Consider the following 17,628-nt stretch of genomic DNA (forward strand, 5'->3'; position numbering starts at 1 on the left):
CCATGGGCAATGATGTCTTTGCGAACGGACGAGAGTTGTCGTGCAAAGCCGGTAGCGGTAAGTCGATCTGCGCATTTCCTGACGTGTGTTTTACCCCGCCCCAAACCCCCGCAACACCACCCGGCGTGCCGATCCCATACCCGAACACAGGCATGTCCAGCGATACGTCCAAAGGCAGCCGCGACGTGAAGATCACCAAAAAAGAGGTGATGTTGAAGAACAAAAGCATGTTCAAGAAAAGCGTCGGTGATCAAGCAGGATGCGCGCCGAAAAAAGGCGTCGTGACCAGTCAAACAGGCGGTAAGGTGTACTTCAATTCATGGTCAATGGACGTGAAAATCGAAGGCGAAAACGCGGTGCGGCATCTAGATTTGACGACGCATAATCACGGGAGTGTACCGGGGAACACGCCGACGTGGCCGTTTATTGATAGTATGGCGATTGATGTTGACGGGAAAAGTGATGATCCCTGTCAAAAAGATAAAAAGAAAGAACAAGACGCCTGCAAAGATTATCAGCCGCACAAAGAGGACGGTGAAGATGCATGTGCTGCCGCAGGTTTTGTTGCACCAGAAACCGGTTCGGCCTTTACCCGTGACAAACATAAGAACATGTCCAAATCGCGAAAACGCGTGGCCAACGAATGTCTGACCGCGCGGGCCTGTAAGCTGGTTCCCAAGGATGCGCCAAGCGGCAAGAAACCGGGCTGTTGTCCCGGTCAAACCCCGCACCATCTGGTCGAAGCATCGGCTTTTTTTAAAACCGGACGCGGCACCAGCAAATCGTCAAAAACGTCCCGCCTGACCATCGCCTCCGGTGGCGCGGATGGCAAAACCGGTTACGACGAGGGCGATGCGCCCTGCGTTTGCGCGTTCGGCCCGAACCAGTACCAAGGCGCGCATGGCGTTTTGCACACGTTCCAAGGTGCGGCAAACAAGGCTGATTCAAAAACAGGGGAACCAGTTACATTCGGCAACGGTGCCTCAACAACCACACCGTCTGTGTCTTATGCCGAAGCGCGTAAGAACGGTGCCGAGGCCCTAAACAAGACCTTTCCAAAAGCAAAATGCGACAAGAAGTGTACTGAAGCCCAGCTTGACGCTTATCACAAAGACGAGGTCGGCGTGGGCGACAATGATCGGCTCAAACTGGTTGATACCGGTTACACAAAAGATGTGGACATCGCCAACGCGGAAAAGCTGGTCGATGCGGGTTTTGACGTTAGCAAAGCCGGACTTTCACCGGGCACCACGGGCTTTTCCAAGCTCGCAACAGGCGAATAAAAGGAAAACACCATTATGGATATCACAGGTCAGAAGTTCATTCGTGCTGCTGAAACCGACGACAAAAGGCTTGTTGTTTGTACGCAGGCACCGGGAATGGATATTGAAACGCAACCGCACACGGGACTTGTCTATTGGTCCGACGATGAAGGGTGGTGCGAAATTGGTCTGGCCAACGGCGTCACAGCGGACGCGACAATAACCGAGGATGGTGCGCAGGCGCTTGTCACCGACCCGTTCGGCCTTGTCCATGTGACGAACGGCGGCAATGCGGTGATTGACGGCATCACAGACGGGGCAGGCAACGCGCCGGACGCACCGTTGCGGGCCGTGCGCCGTGTCGGCGACAAGGTCTATGCAGTTGGTGTCGAACGTCAGGCCTATATGCGGGAAAAAGGCAAATGGCAGATGATTTCAAATGACGATGTCATGACCAGCGAACGGCCTGTCGCTTTTCAGGCCATTGACGGTTTTTCCGATACCGAACTTTATACCGCTGGCTGGGATGGCGAAATCTGGTCATATGACGGCAGCAATTGGCAGCAACACCAAAGCCCAACCAACATCATCCTCAACGACATCGCCGCAGGTCCGGATATGTGCGTCGCGGTGGGACTTGCAGGCCAAATCGTCACGGGGCGCGGCGATGATTGGCAAATGATCGAACAAGACGAAACCGAGGAAGATTTCTGGTCCGTCCGCGCCTTTAATGGCGCGTTCTATCTGACGGCGCTCAGCGGCATTTACGAATTGAAAGACGGTGAATTGGAAATGCTGCGCGACACCGACGAAGAGATGCGGACTGTCTATGCGTTGACGGTCGGGCCAAGCGGGCTTTGGTCCGTAGGTTTGCAGGACATCGTTCTATTTGACGGCAACGACTGGCGCACGATTGGTCAATCCTAACCGAGGAGATTTGAAATGAACGCAAACGACGTGAAAATTGGTGATGCGAAGCTCGACGGTGTTGTGATTGGCATGGTCATGGATGTGACAAAGGGCGGGGCTATTCAGGTCGTCTTTCCGGGCAATCCGCAGGACGAAGCTATCCGTGCGCGCGCCACGGTCCCCCTATCCACGCGCGATATTGGGGCTGAGGTTGCGCTCATTTTTGAAGGCGGTAACCCGACGTCCCCGATCATCGTCGGTCGCCTCTTACGGCCCGGTGATGGGTTGAATGACCCTGATGATGGCACCACAGAGATCGATCTGGACCCCGCGCCGATGACTGTCAGTGTGGACAATGGCGCAGAAGACGTTGTCGATATCGCTGGTAAAGAACAGGTGGTTATCCGCTGTGGTCGCGCGAGTATCACGTTAACCAAGGCGGGGAAAATCCTGCTACGTGGCGCTTATATATCGAGCAGATCATCGGGGGCAAACCGGATCAAGGGTGGCTCAATCCACTTGAATTAACCATGACGCATATCCCGATCATTTTGACCCAACACGCTGAAGACGCTGCCGTATTATGGGAGCGGCGCAGGCGCGCCGTCGATGCCCCGCATTATAATACGATGTATTTGGCGCGGCTCGATGAGCAGCTCGAAGCGCATCTTGATGGTCTGCGGATCGCGGGTGCTGCTGGCTGGGAAGAGGCTGTGGCGGCATTCAAAGAGATCGGCGGTGGCGGTGAGATGTTCACGCTTTCGACACTGGCGTTCGGTCAAGATGATCCAGCGTTGATTCAGTCTGTGATTGAGCTGATCAAGGCCGATCCGAACGCATTTCTAGGCCCCGCGGCGTCTGGAATTGGCTGGTTACATCAGTCCAAACTATCCGGCAAAGTCAGTCCGCTGTTGCTGTCCGATGACCTGATCGCGCGCGCGCTGGGCGTGGGGGGATGTGCATTGCACCGTGTCGATCCGGGCAAACAACTGACGGTGTTTCTAGACGATCCACCAGGCGTTAAACGTCGTGCTGTCCGTTTGGCGGGCGAGATCGGGCGCGTGGGATTATTGCCGTGTATTCAAGAGCTTTGTCATGATACAGATGCCGAAACGGCGTATTGGGCGACGTGGTCAGCTGTCTTGTTAGGGGATCGCGGCGAGGCGCTGGACCAGCTTTTACAGATAGCGACAGGCGATAGCGCGAAGGCACAGGATGCCTTGGGCGTGGCCTTGCCTGCGATGGGATTTGAGGCGGGCTGCAACTGGTTAAATGCGCAACCAGTCGAGGCTACGACAACGAAAATTACCGGTTACGGCATCTTGGGTGATGCAGGTGCCGTGCCATGGTTAATCGAACAGATGGCGGATGACGATCTGGCGCAGATCGCGGGCGAAAGCTACGCATTGATTACAGGCGCTGACCTCGAAAAAGATGACCTCGACAGGGACATCCCAGATGGCGCATTGGACGGGCCGAATGATGATCCGACGGACGACGATGTCGACTTGGGCGCAAACGAAAATCTGGCATGGGCATCAGCCGATCACGTGGCAAGCCATTGGCGAGGAATCCGTGCGCGATTTGGCTCAGGCTCATATATTTTGGGACGTCCGGCAGGCGTTGACACGTGGCGTGACTGCTTCGCGAATGGATACCAGAGACAACGCAGGGTTGCGGCAACATGGCTGGCGGTCAGCGAGCCAGCGGCGCCTTTGGGAAACTGGAAAGTCCCGGTTTTCCGATCTTGGCCTCGCTAATTCCTCAAACACAGCAATTATCGACGAAAACTTGCGGAATTTAAAACATCGTGCAAGTCTGACGTGTACATTGTGTAAATTTGCTATCGGTCAGCGATGCGCCGATGGTTTGTAAGCGGGGACAACCTATGGCAGACCCAAACACCGAAAATGGTGAAATAGAAACTGACTTTGAAGTCGGGCAAGACAACATCGATGGGAACCTCGGACCACTTGGGTTCGATATTCACAATCCGGTTTTTGTGATATCCGGCCTCACTGCCGTCATCTTCGTTATCCTGACACTTATCTTTCCAGATCAAGCGGGGGCGGTGTTCGCGGCTGTCCGTGATTTCTCAATCACTAAGCTTGATTGGTTCTTTATGATTATCGTGAATATATTCGTGATATTCTGTCTTTTCTTGATATGTCACCCGATGTCCAAAGTGCGATTGGGCGGACCGGATGCCGTCCCAGAATATTCCTACACAGCTTGGTTCGCGATGCTTTTCGCGGCCGGTATGGGGATTGGCCTGCTGTTCTTTGGCGTGCTCGAACCTGTCTATCATATGAACGTATCGGGACCATTGGGTGTGGCGTCGCCTATTGCCGCGGACGGCAGCATCATCGCCGAAAACGTGGATGCCGCCCGTCGTATGGGGCTTGCCGCGACGTTCTACCACTGGGGTTTACACGGCTGGGCGGTCTACGCGATCATGGCGTTGGCGCTCGCGTTCTTCACTTACAACAAGGGTTTACCGTTCTCGATCCGCTCTTGTTTCTACCCGATCTTGGGAGATCGCGTCTGGGGCTGGTGGGGGCACTGTATTGATATTCTTGCGGTTTTTGCCACTTTGTTTGGCCTCGCGACGTCGCTTGGGTTGGGCGCACAGCAAGCCAACGCTGGCTTCAACTTTGCCTTTGGCCTGCCGATTTCGACCAATGCGCAAGTGATCATCATCCTGCTGGTCACGGCGGTCGCACTTGTGTCGGTTTACCGTGGTTTGGACGGGGGCGTGAAAATTCTCTCTGAAGTCAACATGGTTCTCGCCGTCTTATTCTTCTTATTTGTTCTGCTGGTCGGACCGACATTGGTCGGGTTGAGCGGGTTCTGGGACGGGCTTGTCGCTTACACCCAAGAAATAATTCCACTTTCCGTGCCGTTTGGCCGCGAAGACGATGCATATCGCGAAAGCTGGACCGCGTTTTATTGGGCATGGTGGGTATCCTGGGCACCGTTCGTGGGCATGTTCATCGCGCGCGTGTCCAAAGGCCGCTCAGTTCGCGAGTTCCTGATTTGCGTGCTGATCATACCATCGTTAATCATCTTTCTCTGGATGGGCGTCTTTGGCGGGATCGCGATTGATCAAATCGTGACAAGTCCGGAAACATCGCTTGTCAAAGCGAACGTAGTTGACAGCTATTCGCCCGAGTTATCCTTGTTTGGGATGCTTAACGAATTGCCGTTCACCAAGATTGCATCGACCATCGCGATCTTCCTGGCGCTGGTGTTCTTTGTCACATCGTCGGATTCAGGGTCGCTGGTCGTCGATACAATCACGGCAGGCGGCAAGATCGACGCCCCTGTGCCACAGCGGATATTCTGGTGCATCGTCGAAGGGCTGATCGCCATCGTGCTCTTGATTGGCGGTGGGCTATCGGCCTTGCAAGCAGGGGTCACGGCGACTGGACTTCCGTTCTCGGTGCTGATGTTGGTGATGTGTTACACCATATTTAAAGGCCTCAAGAACGAACCGCGATAAGCCGCGTGGGTCGCACGATAAAACTCAAAATGCCCGTCACTTTGGCGGGCATTTTTTATGGTATAGAGACATTCGTTTGGCGCAAGCTTTGACTACACGCCACCCTGCCGTCATAATTTTTACAGCTGGGGAGGAGCACACGATGAGTTCAGAAAATCAAAAAAAACGCAAAGATCTCAATGCCGCCGAGATCGGCGCGTTGGCCCACCTATATCGGGCCGAGGTGTACCGTTCTACGATCTGGCGCACGCGGTTGGACACGACCACCAACTGGGCTGTTGTGACGTTAGGCATCGCGTTGTCGATCACATTTGCCGCGCCCACTGCATCGGCTTTACCGCTCGTGCTTGTCGGGGTTTTGTTGCTTTTCTTCATGACGATGGAGGCCCGCCGCTATCGCTTTTTTAATGTCTGGCGGGCGCGGTGTCGCTGGATGGAAACCCATTTTTACGCCCCGATGCTGCACGACGGCGACCTGCATCTTGAGGAAAACTGGCAGCAAACTCTAGCCGAAGATTATTGGCGGCCAAAGTACCACGTCAGCATGATGGTCTCGATTGGACGACGTGTGCGTAGCACCTATCTGTGGATTCTTCTGATCCAAGCCTTGGCGTATCTGAGCAAACTCATCGTGCATCCCGAGCCCGCGAAATCCGTGGCCGAAGTGTTAACGCGGGCAGATGTTGGACCGGTTCCGGGTATTTTTGTCGTCATGTCTGGGCTCTTTTATATCCTCGCGTTGCTCGCTATCGCGATCTGGAGCTTTGATCACGACCGCAAGCGTTCAATCCGTGGGGATCGCAGTAGCGGCAGCAGTATGGGGTAGGGGAATTACCAAACCCTGCCAATTGAAAAACGAACACTTGGCCCCGTATCACAGGGGCGCTATGACGGGCTTCCAAGTATCGCAAGGAGCCGATCATGACCGCTGTTGCAGACCGTATTTCCCGCACGATTGCTGATGATATCGGGGCGCGTCCCGAACAGGTTAACGCCACGGTCGCGATGTTGGATGCTGGCGACACGGTTCCCTTTGTCGCGCGATATCGTAAAGAAGCGACGGGCGGATTGGACGACACGCAATTGCGGCGTTTGGCGGAACGGCTCGACTATTTGCGTGATCTGGAAAAACGTCGGGCGACGATTTTGGATCAGGTGAAATCGCAAGGCAAACTGACCGACACGTTGGCCCGCGATATCGCTAAGGCGGACACGAAAGCCGTTCTCGAAGACCTCTATCTGCCTTACAAACCCAAGCGGCGCACCAAAGCGATGATCGCGCGTGAAAACGGGTTGGAACCGTTGCTGCAAAACATTCTGGATGACCGTGCCGCGGATCCCGTTGTTTTGGCTGAGAAATACGTGACCGAAGCCGTGCCCGGCACCAAAGAAGCACTGACAGGTGCGCGTGACATCCTCGTTGAACAACTCGGTGAAAACGCGACGTTGTTGGGGCGTCTGCGCGACGTCATGCAAAAAGAGGCCGTGATCTCTGCTCGTGTGACCGCAGGCAAAGAAGAGATCGGTGCGAAGTTTTCCGATTATTTCGCCCATACGGAAAAATGGGCCACGATCCCGTCGCACCGCGCTTTGGCGATTTTACGGGCCACGAAAGAAGAAATTGTCACGCTGGATATCGGACCGGAACCCGAAAATGGACTTGCGCGTGTGACGGGTATCGTTGCCGCTGAAATCGGTATTCGTGGCCAAGGGCTGGGCGATATTTGGTTGCAAGACGTGGCGACGTGGGCGTGGCGTGTAAAGCTCAGCTTAACCATGTTCATGGACCTGATGGCGGATATGCGTAGACGCGCTCATGCCGCTGCGATTGACGTTTTCGCGCGTAACTTGCGCGATCTATTGCTCGCCGCCCCCGCAGGTCCACGCGCAACGCTTGGCCTTGATCCGGGCATTCGGACAGGCTGTAAAATCGCCGTCGTGGATGAAACGGGCAAGCTACTGGACACCGCAACGATCTATCCTTTTCAGCCGAGAAACGATCTACGCGGGGCCGAAGAAACCCTAATCCAGATGATCCAGAAACACGGCATTGCCTTAATCGCTGTTGGCAATGGGACGGCAAGTCGTGAATCCGAACGGCTTGTCGCGGATGCAATCAAACGCCTGCCTGCCAGCGTGGCGCGCCCGACATCTGTCATTGTGTCAGAAGCAGGGGCGTCGGTTTATTCGGCCTCTGAACTTGCGTCGCTTGAGTTCCCTGACATCGATGTGTCGATACGCGGGGCCGTGTCGATTGCGCGGCGCTTGCAAGATCCATTGGCCGAATTGGTTAAGATCGACCCGCAAGCCATTGGTGTAGGCCAATATCAGCACGACGTCGATCAACGCCAGCTTGCGCAATCTTTGGCGGTTGTGGTCGAAGACGCAGTGAACGCAGTCGGCGTTGACTTGAACATGGCCTCCGCGCCATTGCTGTCACATATCGCAGGCCTGAGCACGTCATTGGCGCAGGCCGTTGTGACGTACCGCGATGAAAACGGCCCTTTTGCGACGCGCAAAGCACTGCTCAAAGTGCCGGGACTGGGGCCAAAAGCGTTCGAGCAATGCGCAGGTTTCTTGCGGATCACGGGCGGCACAGAACCATTGGACGCATCGTCAGTCCACCCCGAAGCCTACGGTGTTGCGCGTAAAATCGTGCAGGCTTGTGGTCGCGACATTCGCGCGATTATGGGCGACGGGACAGCTTTGGCCGGGCTGCGTGCCGAGCAATTCGTCGATGACAACTTTGGATTGCCGACCGTGCGCGACATCCTGACCGAGTTGGAAAAGCCGGGTCGCGATCCGCGTCCGACATTCAAAACCGCCACTTTTGCCGAAGGCGTCGATAGTATCACTGACCTGAAGGCGGGTATGTCGCTAGAAGGGACGGTCACAAACGTGGCGGCTTTTGGTGCATTCGTCGATATCGGTGTGCATCAGGACGGGTTGGTCCATGTCAGCCAGCTAGCCGATAAGTTCGTGAAAGACCCGCATGAGGTTGTAAAAGCTGGTGATGTGGTCCGCGTGCGCGTGACCGAAGTGGACGTACCGCGCAAACGCATCGGGTTGAGCATGCGCAAAGATGGCGGCGGCGCGCCTGCGCCACATGGCGGTCAGGACAAACCAAAAGCGCAGCATACTACGAAGAAAACATCCGCGGGTCCCGCGCAAAGCAGTCAAGGCGCGCTGGGCTCTGCGCTGGCTGCGGCGATGAAACGTCCCAACAAATAGGGCTGCTGATTGATAGACCAGCGGGTTTGGTGCGTGGGGCGTGTTCGCTGTTTTGAATGGAGTTGTTAAGTCTGAAAGCTGCCCTTAAAAGCAGAAAATTCTAATTAGTATCAAGTCAGAGTTGTATTGCGACCACACTGCTCAACGTTTATAGAGTCAATAATCCGTAGGGTCGCACGTGACGAAATAATCTGTTTGTTTGGTAAAAATGCGGCGCTAAAGGCAGCTAATTCCCTACAACACAGGTGGTTGTGGGTTTTGATAGCGACGATCAAAAAAATAATGGAACCTTTCTGCGTTCCAACGGTTTACTTTCTGTACCAGTAAGAGTTGTTGATATTTTTACCTTGCAACCCAGAGGTGCAGATGAAGATTCTTGCCGTCGATGACGATCCGTTCATTCTCGAAATCCTGACCATGATGGCAGCGAAGGTCGGTTATACCGATGTCGTCACCATGCCGTCTGGCGAAAGTGCGCTGAATCTTCTCAACAAAGGCAAGGACGTCTTTGATTGTATGTTGCTGGACATTAACATGCCGGGCATCGACGGGATCGAGCTGTGTAAGCTGGTACGCAGCTTGCCTGACTACGATAAAACTCCGATCATTATGCTGACAGCGATGTCCGACAAGGATCATATCCTACGTGCCTTTAAGGCTGGCGCGACGGACTACGCGAGCAAACCTTTCGATATCGTAGAACTGAACGCCCGCCTGCGCATGGCTGAACAGGTCGTCGTTGCACGGCAAGAAGTAGCTGCGGTTTTACCATCGGTGAACACCGAAGAGCCGGAAGTCGACACGTCACCTAGCTTTGAGTTGAGCGATGAGATCCAAATAGAGGGCATCAGCGACATTATCGGCTACGGCGCTCTTGCGAATTACCTGACACAGCTTTCGACAGCTCGGCTGACTGGATCCCAAGTCTTCGCGGTGAAAATAGACCAGATCGAAGCAATTTATGCGCAAGCAACGTCTGACGAATTTCTATACGCTGTCTCAGAGGTCGCGGATGCGATCAACACAATGCTGCAATCCAGCGGTTACTTGATGGCTTATGCTGGAAACGGGGCGTTTGTGGTTGTGTCGAACAAAGCTACGCTGGAATCTTCTGCGGCGCTAGAGGCAGAGGTCCAAAATCTGCTCGACGAAAAGAACACCGAGTTCGACAATGGCAACCCGCTAGACCTTGAGGTGTCGTTCGGGAACCCGATCCGGCCAAATGCGAGCAAAAATCAACGTGTTCGCAAGACATTTGACCGCGCCATTGCGCGCGCGGAAAATCGCGTCCTGAAAAAACGCAACGACCCGCGTGCGGTAAGCGTCCGGTTGGTCGGCCTGTAGGGCAGGCGGCTCCGAATACTTCAGCCCAATTGGGTTAAGGTATTCAGAAAATCGCCTACGCATCACTTTGGCTCGGTAATGGGCACTGTGAACCAAAACGTCGTCTTGCCATCTTCGCTGCTGTCAAAGCCGATGGTGCCACCTGTCTGCTCGACGATCTGTTTTGTGATATTCAGCCCTAATCCAGTGCCACCCATCGCGCGTGTTCCGGCTGTCGCAGCTTGCGAAAATGGCTTAAATATCTGGTCTTTAAACGTATCCGGAATACCACTGCCGTGGTTTGTGACCGAGACGCGAATTTCATTTTTCTGCGCTTTGACCGCTAGTCGGATTGAGCTGTCCTTGTCCGCGAACTTGACCGCATTCGTGAGAAGGTTCGTCATCACCTGTTGGAAACGATCAGGATCAACAAACCCAGTCACACTGCGGTCAGGACAAACGATATCGTACCGAACTTCGAACTTTTGGGCGGTGGCCAGATTGGCGATGACGGCCTCTTCTACCAATCCAATGATCCGGTGTTTCGCCACAGTAAACCGCATTTGACGTGCTGAGAATTTTTCGAAATCCAGAACGTCGTTAATCAAGGCATGCAACCGTTTGCCGTTCTCTTGAGCAATAAATAAAAGGCGTTGTGCATCGTCAGAAAACGGCTCGTCGTCTAGCGTACTCAACAGTGACAGCGATCCCAGCACAGACGTCAGCGGCGTCCGCAATTCGTGACTTACGGTCGAGATGAATTCGCTTTTAAGTTGATTTAAGCGTCGCTGCTCGGTGACATCTACAACCTGCGAAATAATATGCTCTGGGTTCCCGTCGGAATCCTTTACCACGCCGATGCTGAGCAACACCCAGATGATTTCGTTATCGGCGCGAATACAACGTCGTTCCATCCGGTAGGAATTGACATTGCCTGCCTTCAGCTCATCGATCATGGCCATATTTTCAACATGGTCATCGGGATGTGCCAATAGCTCAAAGTTGTTTTCCAGAAGATCAGTCTCGGTGTACCCAAGCAGATCGCAGAGCGCCAAATTCACACTTCGAAATGCGCCATCCATACCAACCGTGGCCATGCCGACAGTCGCGTTATCAAAGGCTGATTTGAACTGTGCGACACTGATACGCAGCTCGTTTTCAGTTGTTTTGCGTTCGGTAATATCCGTCGTCGCGCCAATAACGCTGATGACCCTGCCTTCACAATCGCGGTTGGCTACAGCCGCATCGGTGCGAGTCCAGCGCCAGCACGTTCCGTCTTTCGACCGCACACGATGTTCGCTGCTCGCACGTTCGCCAAGATTCTCAGAACATAACCGAATGGGTTCTAACGCCATAGCTAGATCGTCAGGATGGACACGACTGCGCCATTCTTCCTGCACATCCACGTCGTCTGACGGGGATAGCCCCATCAGTTCACGCCAAATGTCCGAAACAATGACAGTTTCCGTCACGGGGTTAAAATCGAAAACCCCGATCCGCGCACCTTTGATCGCATTGTCGGCGCGGGCGAGTTTCGCTCTGGTCTGACGGGCTGTTTCCATCTCGTCGGTGATGTCTCGCAGGATGAGCGCGTGGTATAAACCACCGGTTTCATCGCTCCAAGATGTCATATGGGCCGACAACGGAATCGAGCCGCCATTCTTCTTTTGTGCAACCATACGTTTAATAATTGCATCGGCCGCAGGCGGTTCAATATAGGCGTTGAGTTCGGCAACAGACGTTACTGGAAGGATGCCAAAAACAGGCTGTCCAATCAATGCATCAACGTCGTATCCAAGCACATTATGCGCCATGTCGTTACAATGAACGATCGCACCATCGGCGCCAACAATCATCAGTGGAACTTGAATTTGTTTGAACGCACTTAAAATTAGCGATCCGTCCATCTTATACTCCGTGCAGAAAATTTCACGTTTGACGTGTAACGTTTAACGTCGAATTGGTGCTGCATACAATCAGATATCTGACAAATGTATCAAACAAGCGCGATTGGGTAGGAGCGAAGAGTTAGGTCGGATCAATGGTCTATCAAGAATGCGAGCCACTTTATTGTGAAATTCAGCGTGGGGCGGCGTGGCTTCATATCTGCCCCTAAGTCATGAAACGATTGTTGGTTTGCCTTATTTTTATTGAGTGCTCGCAGGTCCGTTCAATGCAGGAGGGACGCCTTAATGCTGCGCGACTTTAATAAGATTTTCGTCTGCACAGCATCCCGCACTTCATAACCACTGGCGGTCTGAACGACGTTTCCGGTCTGTCAATCCGTTGCTATTATATCAACCTCAGGGTGTGAGGTGCGTTAATCGCTTGAGCCTAATGCCAACGCTATCGGCAAAAAAACTGGGCCCGGTCGTGCCACGAATCCCAATCATGTAGGTGTTGCGCGACTTTTGGCTGTGAAAGTGCGGCGGTGTGATCTTGTTAGCGTAGTCGCAAAAAATCGTCCAAGGCCGAATGATATCCGACAGGCCAAGTTGGCGCTCTTTGTAATATCGCAATGGGACAATAGCGCCAAGCGCAGTAATGTTCTTTAATCAAAGGGGGTTAGGATGGTGCTGTGAGGGAGGATTGAACTCCCGACCTCACCCTTACCAAGGGTGTGCTCTGCCACTGAGCTACCACAGCATCCGTGAGGCTGGGGATTAGCCGCAATCGCATTCTGGTGCAAGCCCTGACTGGACCCTTTTTGCACAGCTTGATAACACGTCCCCTATGACGCAATCGACAAGCAAAAAATCCAAGGCTCCGCAAAGTCGTGAAGACAGGCTAAAGGCGGCGTTGAAGGCGAATATGGGCAAACGTAAAGCACAGGCCAAAGCCCGCGCTGACGCGGATAAAAAAGAACAGAAAGAGTAGGCGGCTAAATGGATTCTATTGTTGTACAAGGCGGACGTGAATTAAACGGTCAAATCCAGATCGCAGGGGCCAAGAACGCGGCGCTGGCATTGATGCCCGCCACATTGCTGTCCGAAGAGCCGTTGACGCTAACCAATGCGCCGCGCTTGTCGGACATCGCGACAATGACGCAATTGTTGCAATCTTTGGGCGCTGAGGTCACCGCAATGCAGGACGGCAAGGTGCAGGTCATGTCGACGCATGGCGCGATCAACACAACCGCCGACTATGACATTGTGCGCAAAATGCGGGCGTCGAACCTTGTGCTGGGCCCACTTTTGGCCCGCGAAGGTCATGCGATTGTGTCGCTGCCCGGTGGCTGCGCGATTGGTGCGCGTCCGATGGATATTCACACCGACGGTCTTACCAAAATGGGCGCGGAAATTGATCTGCGCGACGGCTATTTGCACGCCAAGGCGATTGGTGGCCGTCTGCAAGGGGCCGTGATTGATTTCCCGTTCGCCTCTGTCGGGGCGACCGAAAATATCATGATGGCCGCCACGCTGGCCAAAGGCACAACCGTAATTAACAACGCCGCGCGCGAGCCGGAAATCGTTGATCTTGCTGATTGTTTGCGCCGGATGGGGGCGCAAATCGACGGTGATGGTACGTCCACAATCACGATCCAAGGCGTTGATCGCTTGGGTGCGGCGACGCATCCTGTTGTCACTGACCGGATCGAATTGGGCACATATATGCTCGCCCCTGCGTTCACGGGCGGCGAGGTCGAATGTCTGGGTGGCAAGATGTCTCTGGTCGCGGCTTTTGCCGAGAAACTGGACGCCGCTGGCATTGATGTCTGGGAAACTGACAAGGGCCTGAAAGTCCGCCGTCGTGGGGATCGTCCAAAGGCCGTTGATGTAACCACTGAACCATTCCCGGGCTTCCCGACCGATCTGCAGGCGCAGATGATGGCGATGCTCTGTATTGCCGAAGGCACGTCCGTGCTGGAAGAAAAAATCTTTGAAAACCGCTTCATGCACGCGCCGGAATTGGTGCGGATGGGCGCGAATATCGAAGTGCACGGCGGGACAGCCACCGTGACTGGCGTCGCGCGGATGAAGGGTGCGCCAGTGATGGCGACTGACTTGCGGGCGTCGGTCTCGCTGATCCTTGCAGGGTTGGCAGCAGAAGGCGAAACCGTCGTGAACCGCGTCTATCACCTTGATCGCGGGTATGAGCATGTCGAAGATAAACTGCGCGCCGTTGGGGCGCAAATCGAACGGGTACAAGGCATATGAGCGACGACGCACGATTCGAAGACGGTGGCGAATCGCCGCTGCGGCTAAAAGCGCTGGACGGTGATGACCTCACCGTTTTGGCGGCTTTGGTGCAGGATGCGGTGTTTCCGGCGTCTGAAATGCGCTGGGACCGCAAGGGTCGCCGTTTTGCGATCCTGCTGAACCGCTTTCGCTGGGAAGACGTGGATCGTGCGACGACCCGCAAACGCGACTTCGAGCGGGTGCAGTCGGTGCTGATGATCGAAGACGTGATCGCGGTGAAATCTCAAGGCGTTGACGCACGCGATGCTGATATGGTGCATTCGTTGCTGTCGATTGCATTTCATGCCGGCGAAGATGGGACAGGCCGGCTCGAATTGACGCTGGCAGGCGACGGTGCGGTGGCTGTGGACGTGGAAACGCTAGAGGTTGTGTTGCGTGATGTGACACGGCCTTATGTTGCGCCATCAAAACATGTGCCGACGCACGACCTATGATCTCGTGACGAATTTTCGCGAAAATTCGATGCCTCCGGCGGGGATTTAAAGAGAGCCAAAGAAGCATAGGGCCAGCATTGCTGGTCTGACGTTGTCGCGCTAAGACGAGCGCAAGGAGTACCCGATGCCACAGTTTCTTTCCACGTCTGACCCTGATTTTGAAACTCAGTTCACCGCACTTTTAGGTGCCAAACGCGAAGATTCGCCGGATGTGGATCATATCGTGGCTGATATTATCGCGGACGTGCGAAAGCGCGGCGATGCGGCGGTGCTTGAATTGACGGCAAAGTTCGACCGCTTTTCGGTGACTGCAGATAAAATGCGGTTCTCGGATGAGGAGATTGCGGCTGAATGCGCCAAAGTTTCTGATGCAGATCGGGCAGCACTTGAGTTAGCGGCAGAGCGGATTCGCGCGTATCACGCCCGTCAAATGCCTGACGATCAGATGTGGACAGACGAGGCCGGGGCGACGCTGGGCTGGCGCTGGACGGCTGTGTCTGCGGCTGGGCTATATGTGCCGGGTGGATTGGCGAGTTATCCATCGTCTGTACTGATGAACGCTATTCCTGCAAAAGTTGCAGGTGTTGGTCGCTTGGCAATCACGGTGCCGACGCCGGATGGTGTTGTGAATCCGCTTGTTTTGCTGGCTGCCAGAATTGCTGGCGTCGATGAAATCTACCGGATCGGCGGGGCGCAAGCGATTGCGGCGCTGGCCTATGGCACAGAGACGATTGCGCCCGTTGATAAAATTACCGGACCGGGCAATGCGTTTGTCGCTGCTGCAAAGCGCCGTGTTTTCGGCAAGGTCGGCATCGATATGATCGCTGGACCGTCCGAAATTCTGGTGATTGCGGATAGGGACAACGACCCAGATTGGATCGCTCTTGATCTGTTGTCACAGGCTGAACATGATGAAAGTGCGCAGTCTTTGCTAATTACAGATGATGCGGCTTTCGGGCAGGCGGTCGCGGATGCGGTTGAAAAACGGCTGGAAACGCTGGAACGGCGCGACATTGCCCGTGCCAGTTGGCGTGACTATGGCGCGGTCATTACAGTGAACACCTTGGATGAGGCCGTCGCATTGTCCGACCGGATCGCCCCCGAGCACCTTGAGTTATGTGTCGCAGAGGCCGACGCACTGGCCACCAAAATCACCCACGCGGGCGCTATTTTCATTGGTGCTTGGACCCCCGAGGCCATCGGCGATTATATCGGCGGGCCCAACCACGTCTTGCCAACTGCACGCTCTGCACGTTTTTCCAGTGGATTGTCGGTTATGGATTTCGTAAAACGGACGACATTGGCTCGCATGACGCCCGACGCATTGGCCGCAATTGGCCCATCTGCGGAACGGCTCGCACGGTCAGAAAGCCTAGAGGCGCACGGATTGTCCGTTCGCGCCCGCTTGGACCGTTTGAACGGAGATGCGACATGAACCGAATTTCGCACATCGATCTAGATGATAGCGCGCTGCCGCCGCCAACGCCTGAAATCGAACAGGAACGCAAAGTTGCGTTGTTTGATCTGCTCGAAGACAACAGCTTTATTCCTGCTGAACGCGAAGGCCGTGCTGTGCCTGACGGGCCATATCGGTTGGCGTTGTCGATCCGTGACCGCCGTTTGGTGTTTGCCCTGACAACCGAAGAGAAATCGGAAGTCGGCGAATTCCACCTGTCGCTTGGGCCATTTCGTCAGGTTGTAAAAGATTACTTTCAAATCTGCGAAAGCTACTTTGAGGCCGTGAAAAACCTGCCCCCAAGTCAAATCGAAACTATCGACATGGCGCGGCGCGGTATCCATAATGAAGGGGCGCGAGTCCTGCAAGAGCGGCTCGAAGGTAAGGCTGAGGTCGATATTGATACGGCACGCCGCCTGTTTACGTTAATTTGTGTTCTACATTTTGGTGGTTAAGATGGGTGATGGGGGCAAAATAATTCAAGATTTACCCCAATCGGTCCTGTTCTGCTGCGATCATAATGCGGTTCGGTCGCCAATGGCCGAAGGCATCATGAAAAAACTATACGGAACAGAATGTTATATTCAGTCTGTTGGCGTTAAAAATGACTTAGAAATCGACGGATTTGCCATCGCTGTCTGTCAAGAAATCGATGTTGAACTATCGCGCCATAAATCGCGCAGCTTTGACGAGATGGAAAACTGGGGCGATGATCTGTCGTCCTTTGACCTAGTTCTCGCATTGTCACCCGCCAGCCAGCGCCGTGCTCTTGATCTGACGCAGTTCTACCATATCGAAGTCGAATACTGGCCGATCCTTGACCCAACCGGACTTGGCGATAATCGCGAGGCCCAATTGGTGAATTACCGTCAAGCCCGTGATCAAATTCGCGAAAGATTGATTGCGCGTTGGGGGCAGGGGATCGAAATTTAGCCGCGCCAGATCGTCTAAGTCTCAAAATCTACACATCTTTGTACCAAATTGCGCCGCTGCGAAATGTTAATGCGCCTTTGCGCTTGATATTTGCAAACAACGGGCGCATGTAGCCCATCACGGGACATAACCCCGTTTATTGATTCAGGAGAGACCATGGCCAAGGAAGAACTGCTCGAATTTCCCGGCGTCGTGAAGGAACTCTTGCCGAACGCGACATTTCGGGTCGAGCTGGAAAACGGCCATGAGATCATCGCACACACGGCAGGCAAGATGCGCAAAAACCGCATCCGTGTTCTGGCTGGCGACAAAGTACAGGTCGAAATGACCCCGTACGATCTGACTAAAGGTCGGATCAATTACCGCTTTAAATAGGGTG

The 17,628-nt window shown here is 54.3% G+C and carries 16 protein-coding genes and 1 tRNA gene; 15 read left to right on the forward strand and 2 right to left on the reverse strand.

Annotation, left to right across the window (positions count from 1 at the left end):
• Positions 1 to 2 precede the first annotated feature (2 nt).
• The 8 genes from FHS72_RS14125 (at position 3) to FHS72_RS14160 (ending at position 10,248) form a co-directional block, all read left to right on the forward strand.
• On the forward strand, positions 3 to 1,283 hold the full coding sequence (locus FHS72_RS14125; RefSeq protein ID WP_183530267.1) for a PAAR-like domain-containing protein: 1,281 nt from the start codon (positions 3 to 5) through the stop codon (positions 1,281 to 1,283).
• Between the two features lie 15 nt (positions 1,284 to 1,298).
• The gene (locus tag FHS72_RS14130) at positions 1,299 to 2,189 is read left to right on the forward strand and encodes a beta propeller repeat protein (protein WP_183530269.1); all 891 of its coding nucleotides are present in this window, start codon (positions 1,299 to 1,301) and stop codon (positions 2,187 to 2,189) included.
• 15 nt (positions 2,190 to 2,204) lie between these two features.
• On the forward strand, positions 2,205 to 2,699 hold the full coding sequence (locus FHS72_RS14135) for a DUF6484 domain-containing protein (protein WP_183530271.1): 495 nt from the start codon (positions 2,205 to 2,207) through the stop codon (positions 2,697 to 2,699).
• Positions 2,700 to 2,701: 2 nt separating this feature from the next.
• Positions 2,702 to 3,931, forward strand: coding sequence for a TIGR02270 family protein (locus tag FHS72_RS14140; RefSeq protein ID WP_183530273.1), 1,230 nt, complete (start codon positions 2,702 to 2,704; stop codon positions 3,929 to 3,931).
• Between the two features lie 128 nt (positions 3,932 to 4,059).
• The gene (locus FHS72_RS14145) at positions 4,060 to 5,673 is read left to right on the forward strand and encodes a BCCT family transporter (protein WP_183530275.1); all 1,614 of its coding nucleotides are present in this window, start codon (positions 4,060 to 4,062) and stop codon (positions 5,671 to 5,673) included.
• Between the two features lie 142 nt (positions 5,674 to 5,815).
• A complete protein-coding gene (locus tag FHS72_RS14150; protein WP_183530277.1) occupies positions 5,816 to 6,499 on the forward strand; it encodes a DUF2270 domain-containing protein in 684 nt (227 codons plus the stop codon).
• 95 nt (positions 6,500 to 6,594) lie between these two features.
• On the forward strand, positions 6,595 to 8,904 hold the full coding sequence (locus tag FHS72_RS14155) for a Tex family protein (protein WP_183530279.1): 2,310 nt from the start codon (positions 6,595 to 6,597) through the stop codon (positions 8,902 to 8,904).
• A gap of 366 nt (positions 8,905 to 9,270) precedes the next feature.
• Positions 9,271 to 10,248, forward strand: a complete 978-nt coding sequence (locus FHS72_RS14160) for a response regulator (RefSeq protein ID WP_183530281.1) — start codon at positions 9,271 to 9,273, stop codon at positions 10,246 to 10,248.
• 62 nt (positions 10,249 to 10,310) lie between these two features.
• Here FHS72_RS14160 and FHS72_RS14165 read toward each other — a convergent pair whose 3' ends face one another.
• Together FHS72_RS14165 and FHS72_RS14170 are read right to left on the reverse strand one after the other, a co-directional pair.
• Entirely contained in the window at positions 10,311 to 12,134 is a 1,824-nt protein-coding gene (locus FHS72_RS14165) for a sensor histidine kinase (protein ID WP_183530283.1), read from the reverse strand.
• A gap of 664 nt (positions 12,135 to 12,798) precedes the next feature.
• A tRNA-Thr gene (locus tag FHS72_RS14170) sits at positions 12,799 to 12,873 on the reverse strand.
• 87 nt (positions 12,874 to 12,960) lie between these two features.
• Between FHS72_RS14170 and FHS72_RS14175 the strand changes: the two genes are divergently transcribed.
• The 7 genes from FHS72_RS14175 to infA all read left to right on the forward strand — a co-directional run bounded on the left by FHS72_RS14175 (position 12,961) and on the right by infA (position 17,624).
• Entirely contained in the window at positions 12,961 to 13,104 is a 144-nt protein-coding gene (locus FHS72_RS14175) for a hypothetical protein (RefSeq protein WP_183530285.1), read from the forward strand.
• 8 nt (positions 13,105 to 13,112) lie between these two features.
• Complete coding sequence (murA, locus tag FHS72_RS14180; protein ID WP_183530287.1) at positions 13,113 to 14,384, forward strand: UDP-N-acetylglucosamine 1-carboxyvinyltransferase; 1,272 nt, start codon at positions 13,113 to 13,115, stop codon at positions 14,382 to 14,384.
• Positions 14,381 to 14,860: a DUF2948 family protein gene (locus FHS72_RS14185; RefSeq protein ID WP_183530290.1), complete on the forward strand. Its 480-nt coding sequence runs from the start codon at positions 14,381 to 14,383 to the stop codon at positions 14,858 to 14,860. Before murA ends, FHS72_RS14185 begins: the two co-directional genes overlap by 4 nt.
• A gap of 124 nt (positions 14,861 to 14,984) precedes the next feature.
• Positions 14,985 to 16,295 carry a histidinol dehydrogenase gene (hisD, locus tag FHS72_RS14190; protein ID WP_183530292.1) on the forward strand — a complete coding sequence of 437 codons (1,311 nt, stop codon included), beginning with the start codon at positions 14,985 to 14,987 and terminating at the stop codon, positions 16,293 to 16,295.
• On the forward strand, positions 16,292 to 16,771 hold the full coding sequence (locus tag FHS72_RS14195; RefSeq protein WP_183530294.1) for a UPF0262 family protein: 480 nt from the start codon (positions 16,292 to 16,294) through the stop codon (positions 16,769 to 16,771). Before hisD ends, FHS72_RS14195 begins: the two co-directional genes overlap by 4 nt.
• Before the next feature lies 1 nt (position 16,772).
• Positions 16,773 to 17,249, forward strand: coding sequence for an arsenate-mycothiol transferase ArsC (locus FHS72_RS14200; protein ID WP_183530296.1), 477 nt, complete (start codon positions 16,773 to 16,775; stop codon positions 17,247 to 17,249).
• A 156-nt stretch (positions 17,250 to 17,405) separates the two neighbouring features.
• A complete protein-coding gene (gene infA / locus FHS72_RS14205; protein ID WP_007205486.1) occupies positions 17,406 to 17,624 on the forward strand; it encodes a translation initiation factor IF-1 in 219 nt (72 codons plus the stop codon).
• The last annotated feature ends 4 nt before the right edge of the window (positions 17,625 to 17,628 follow it).

Origin of the sequence: Yoonia ponticola, from assembly GCF_014199395.1 — a bacterium.
Taxonomy (GTDB): Bacteria; Pseudomonadota; Alphaproteobacteria; order Rhodobacterales; family Rhodobacteraceae; genus Yoonia; species Yoonia ponticola.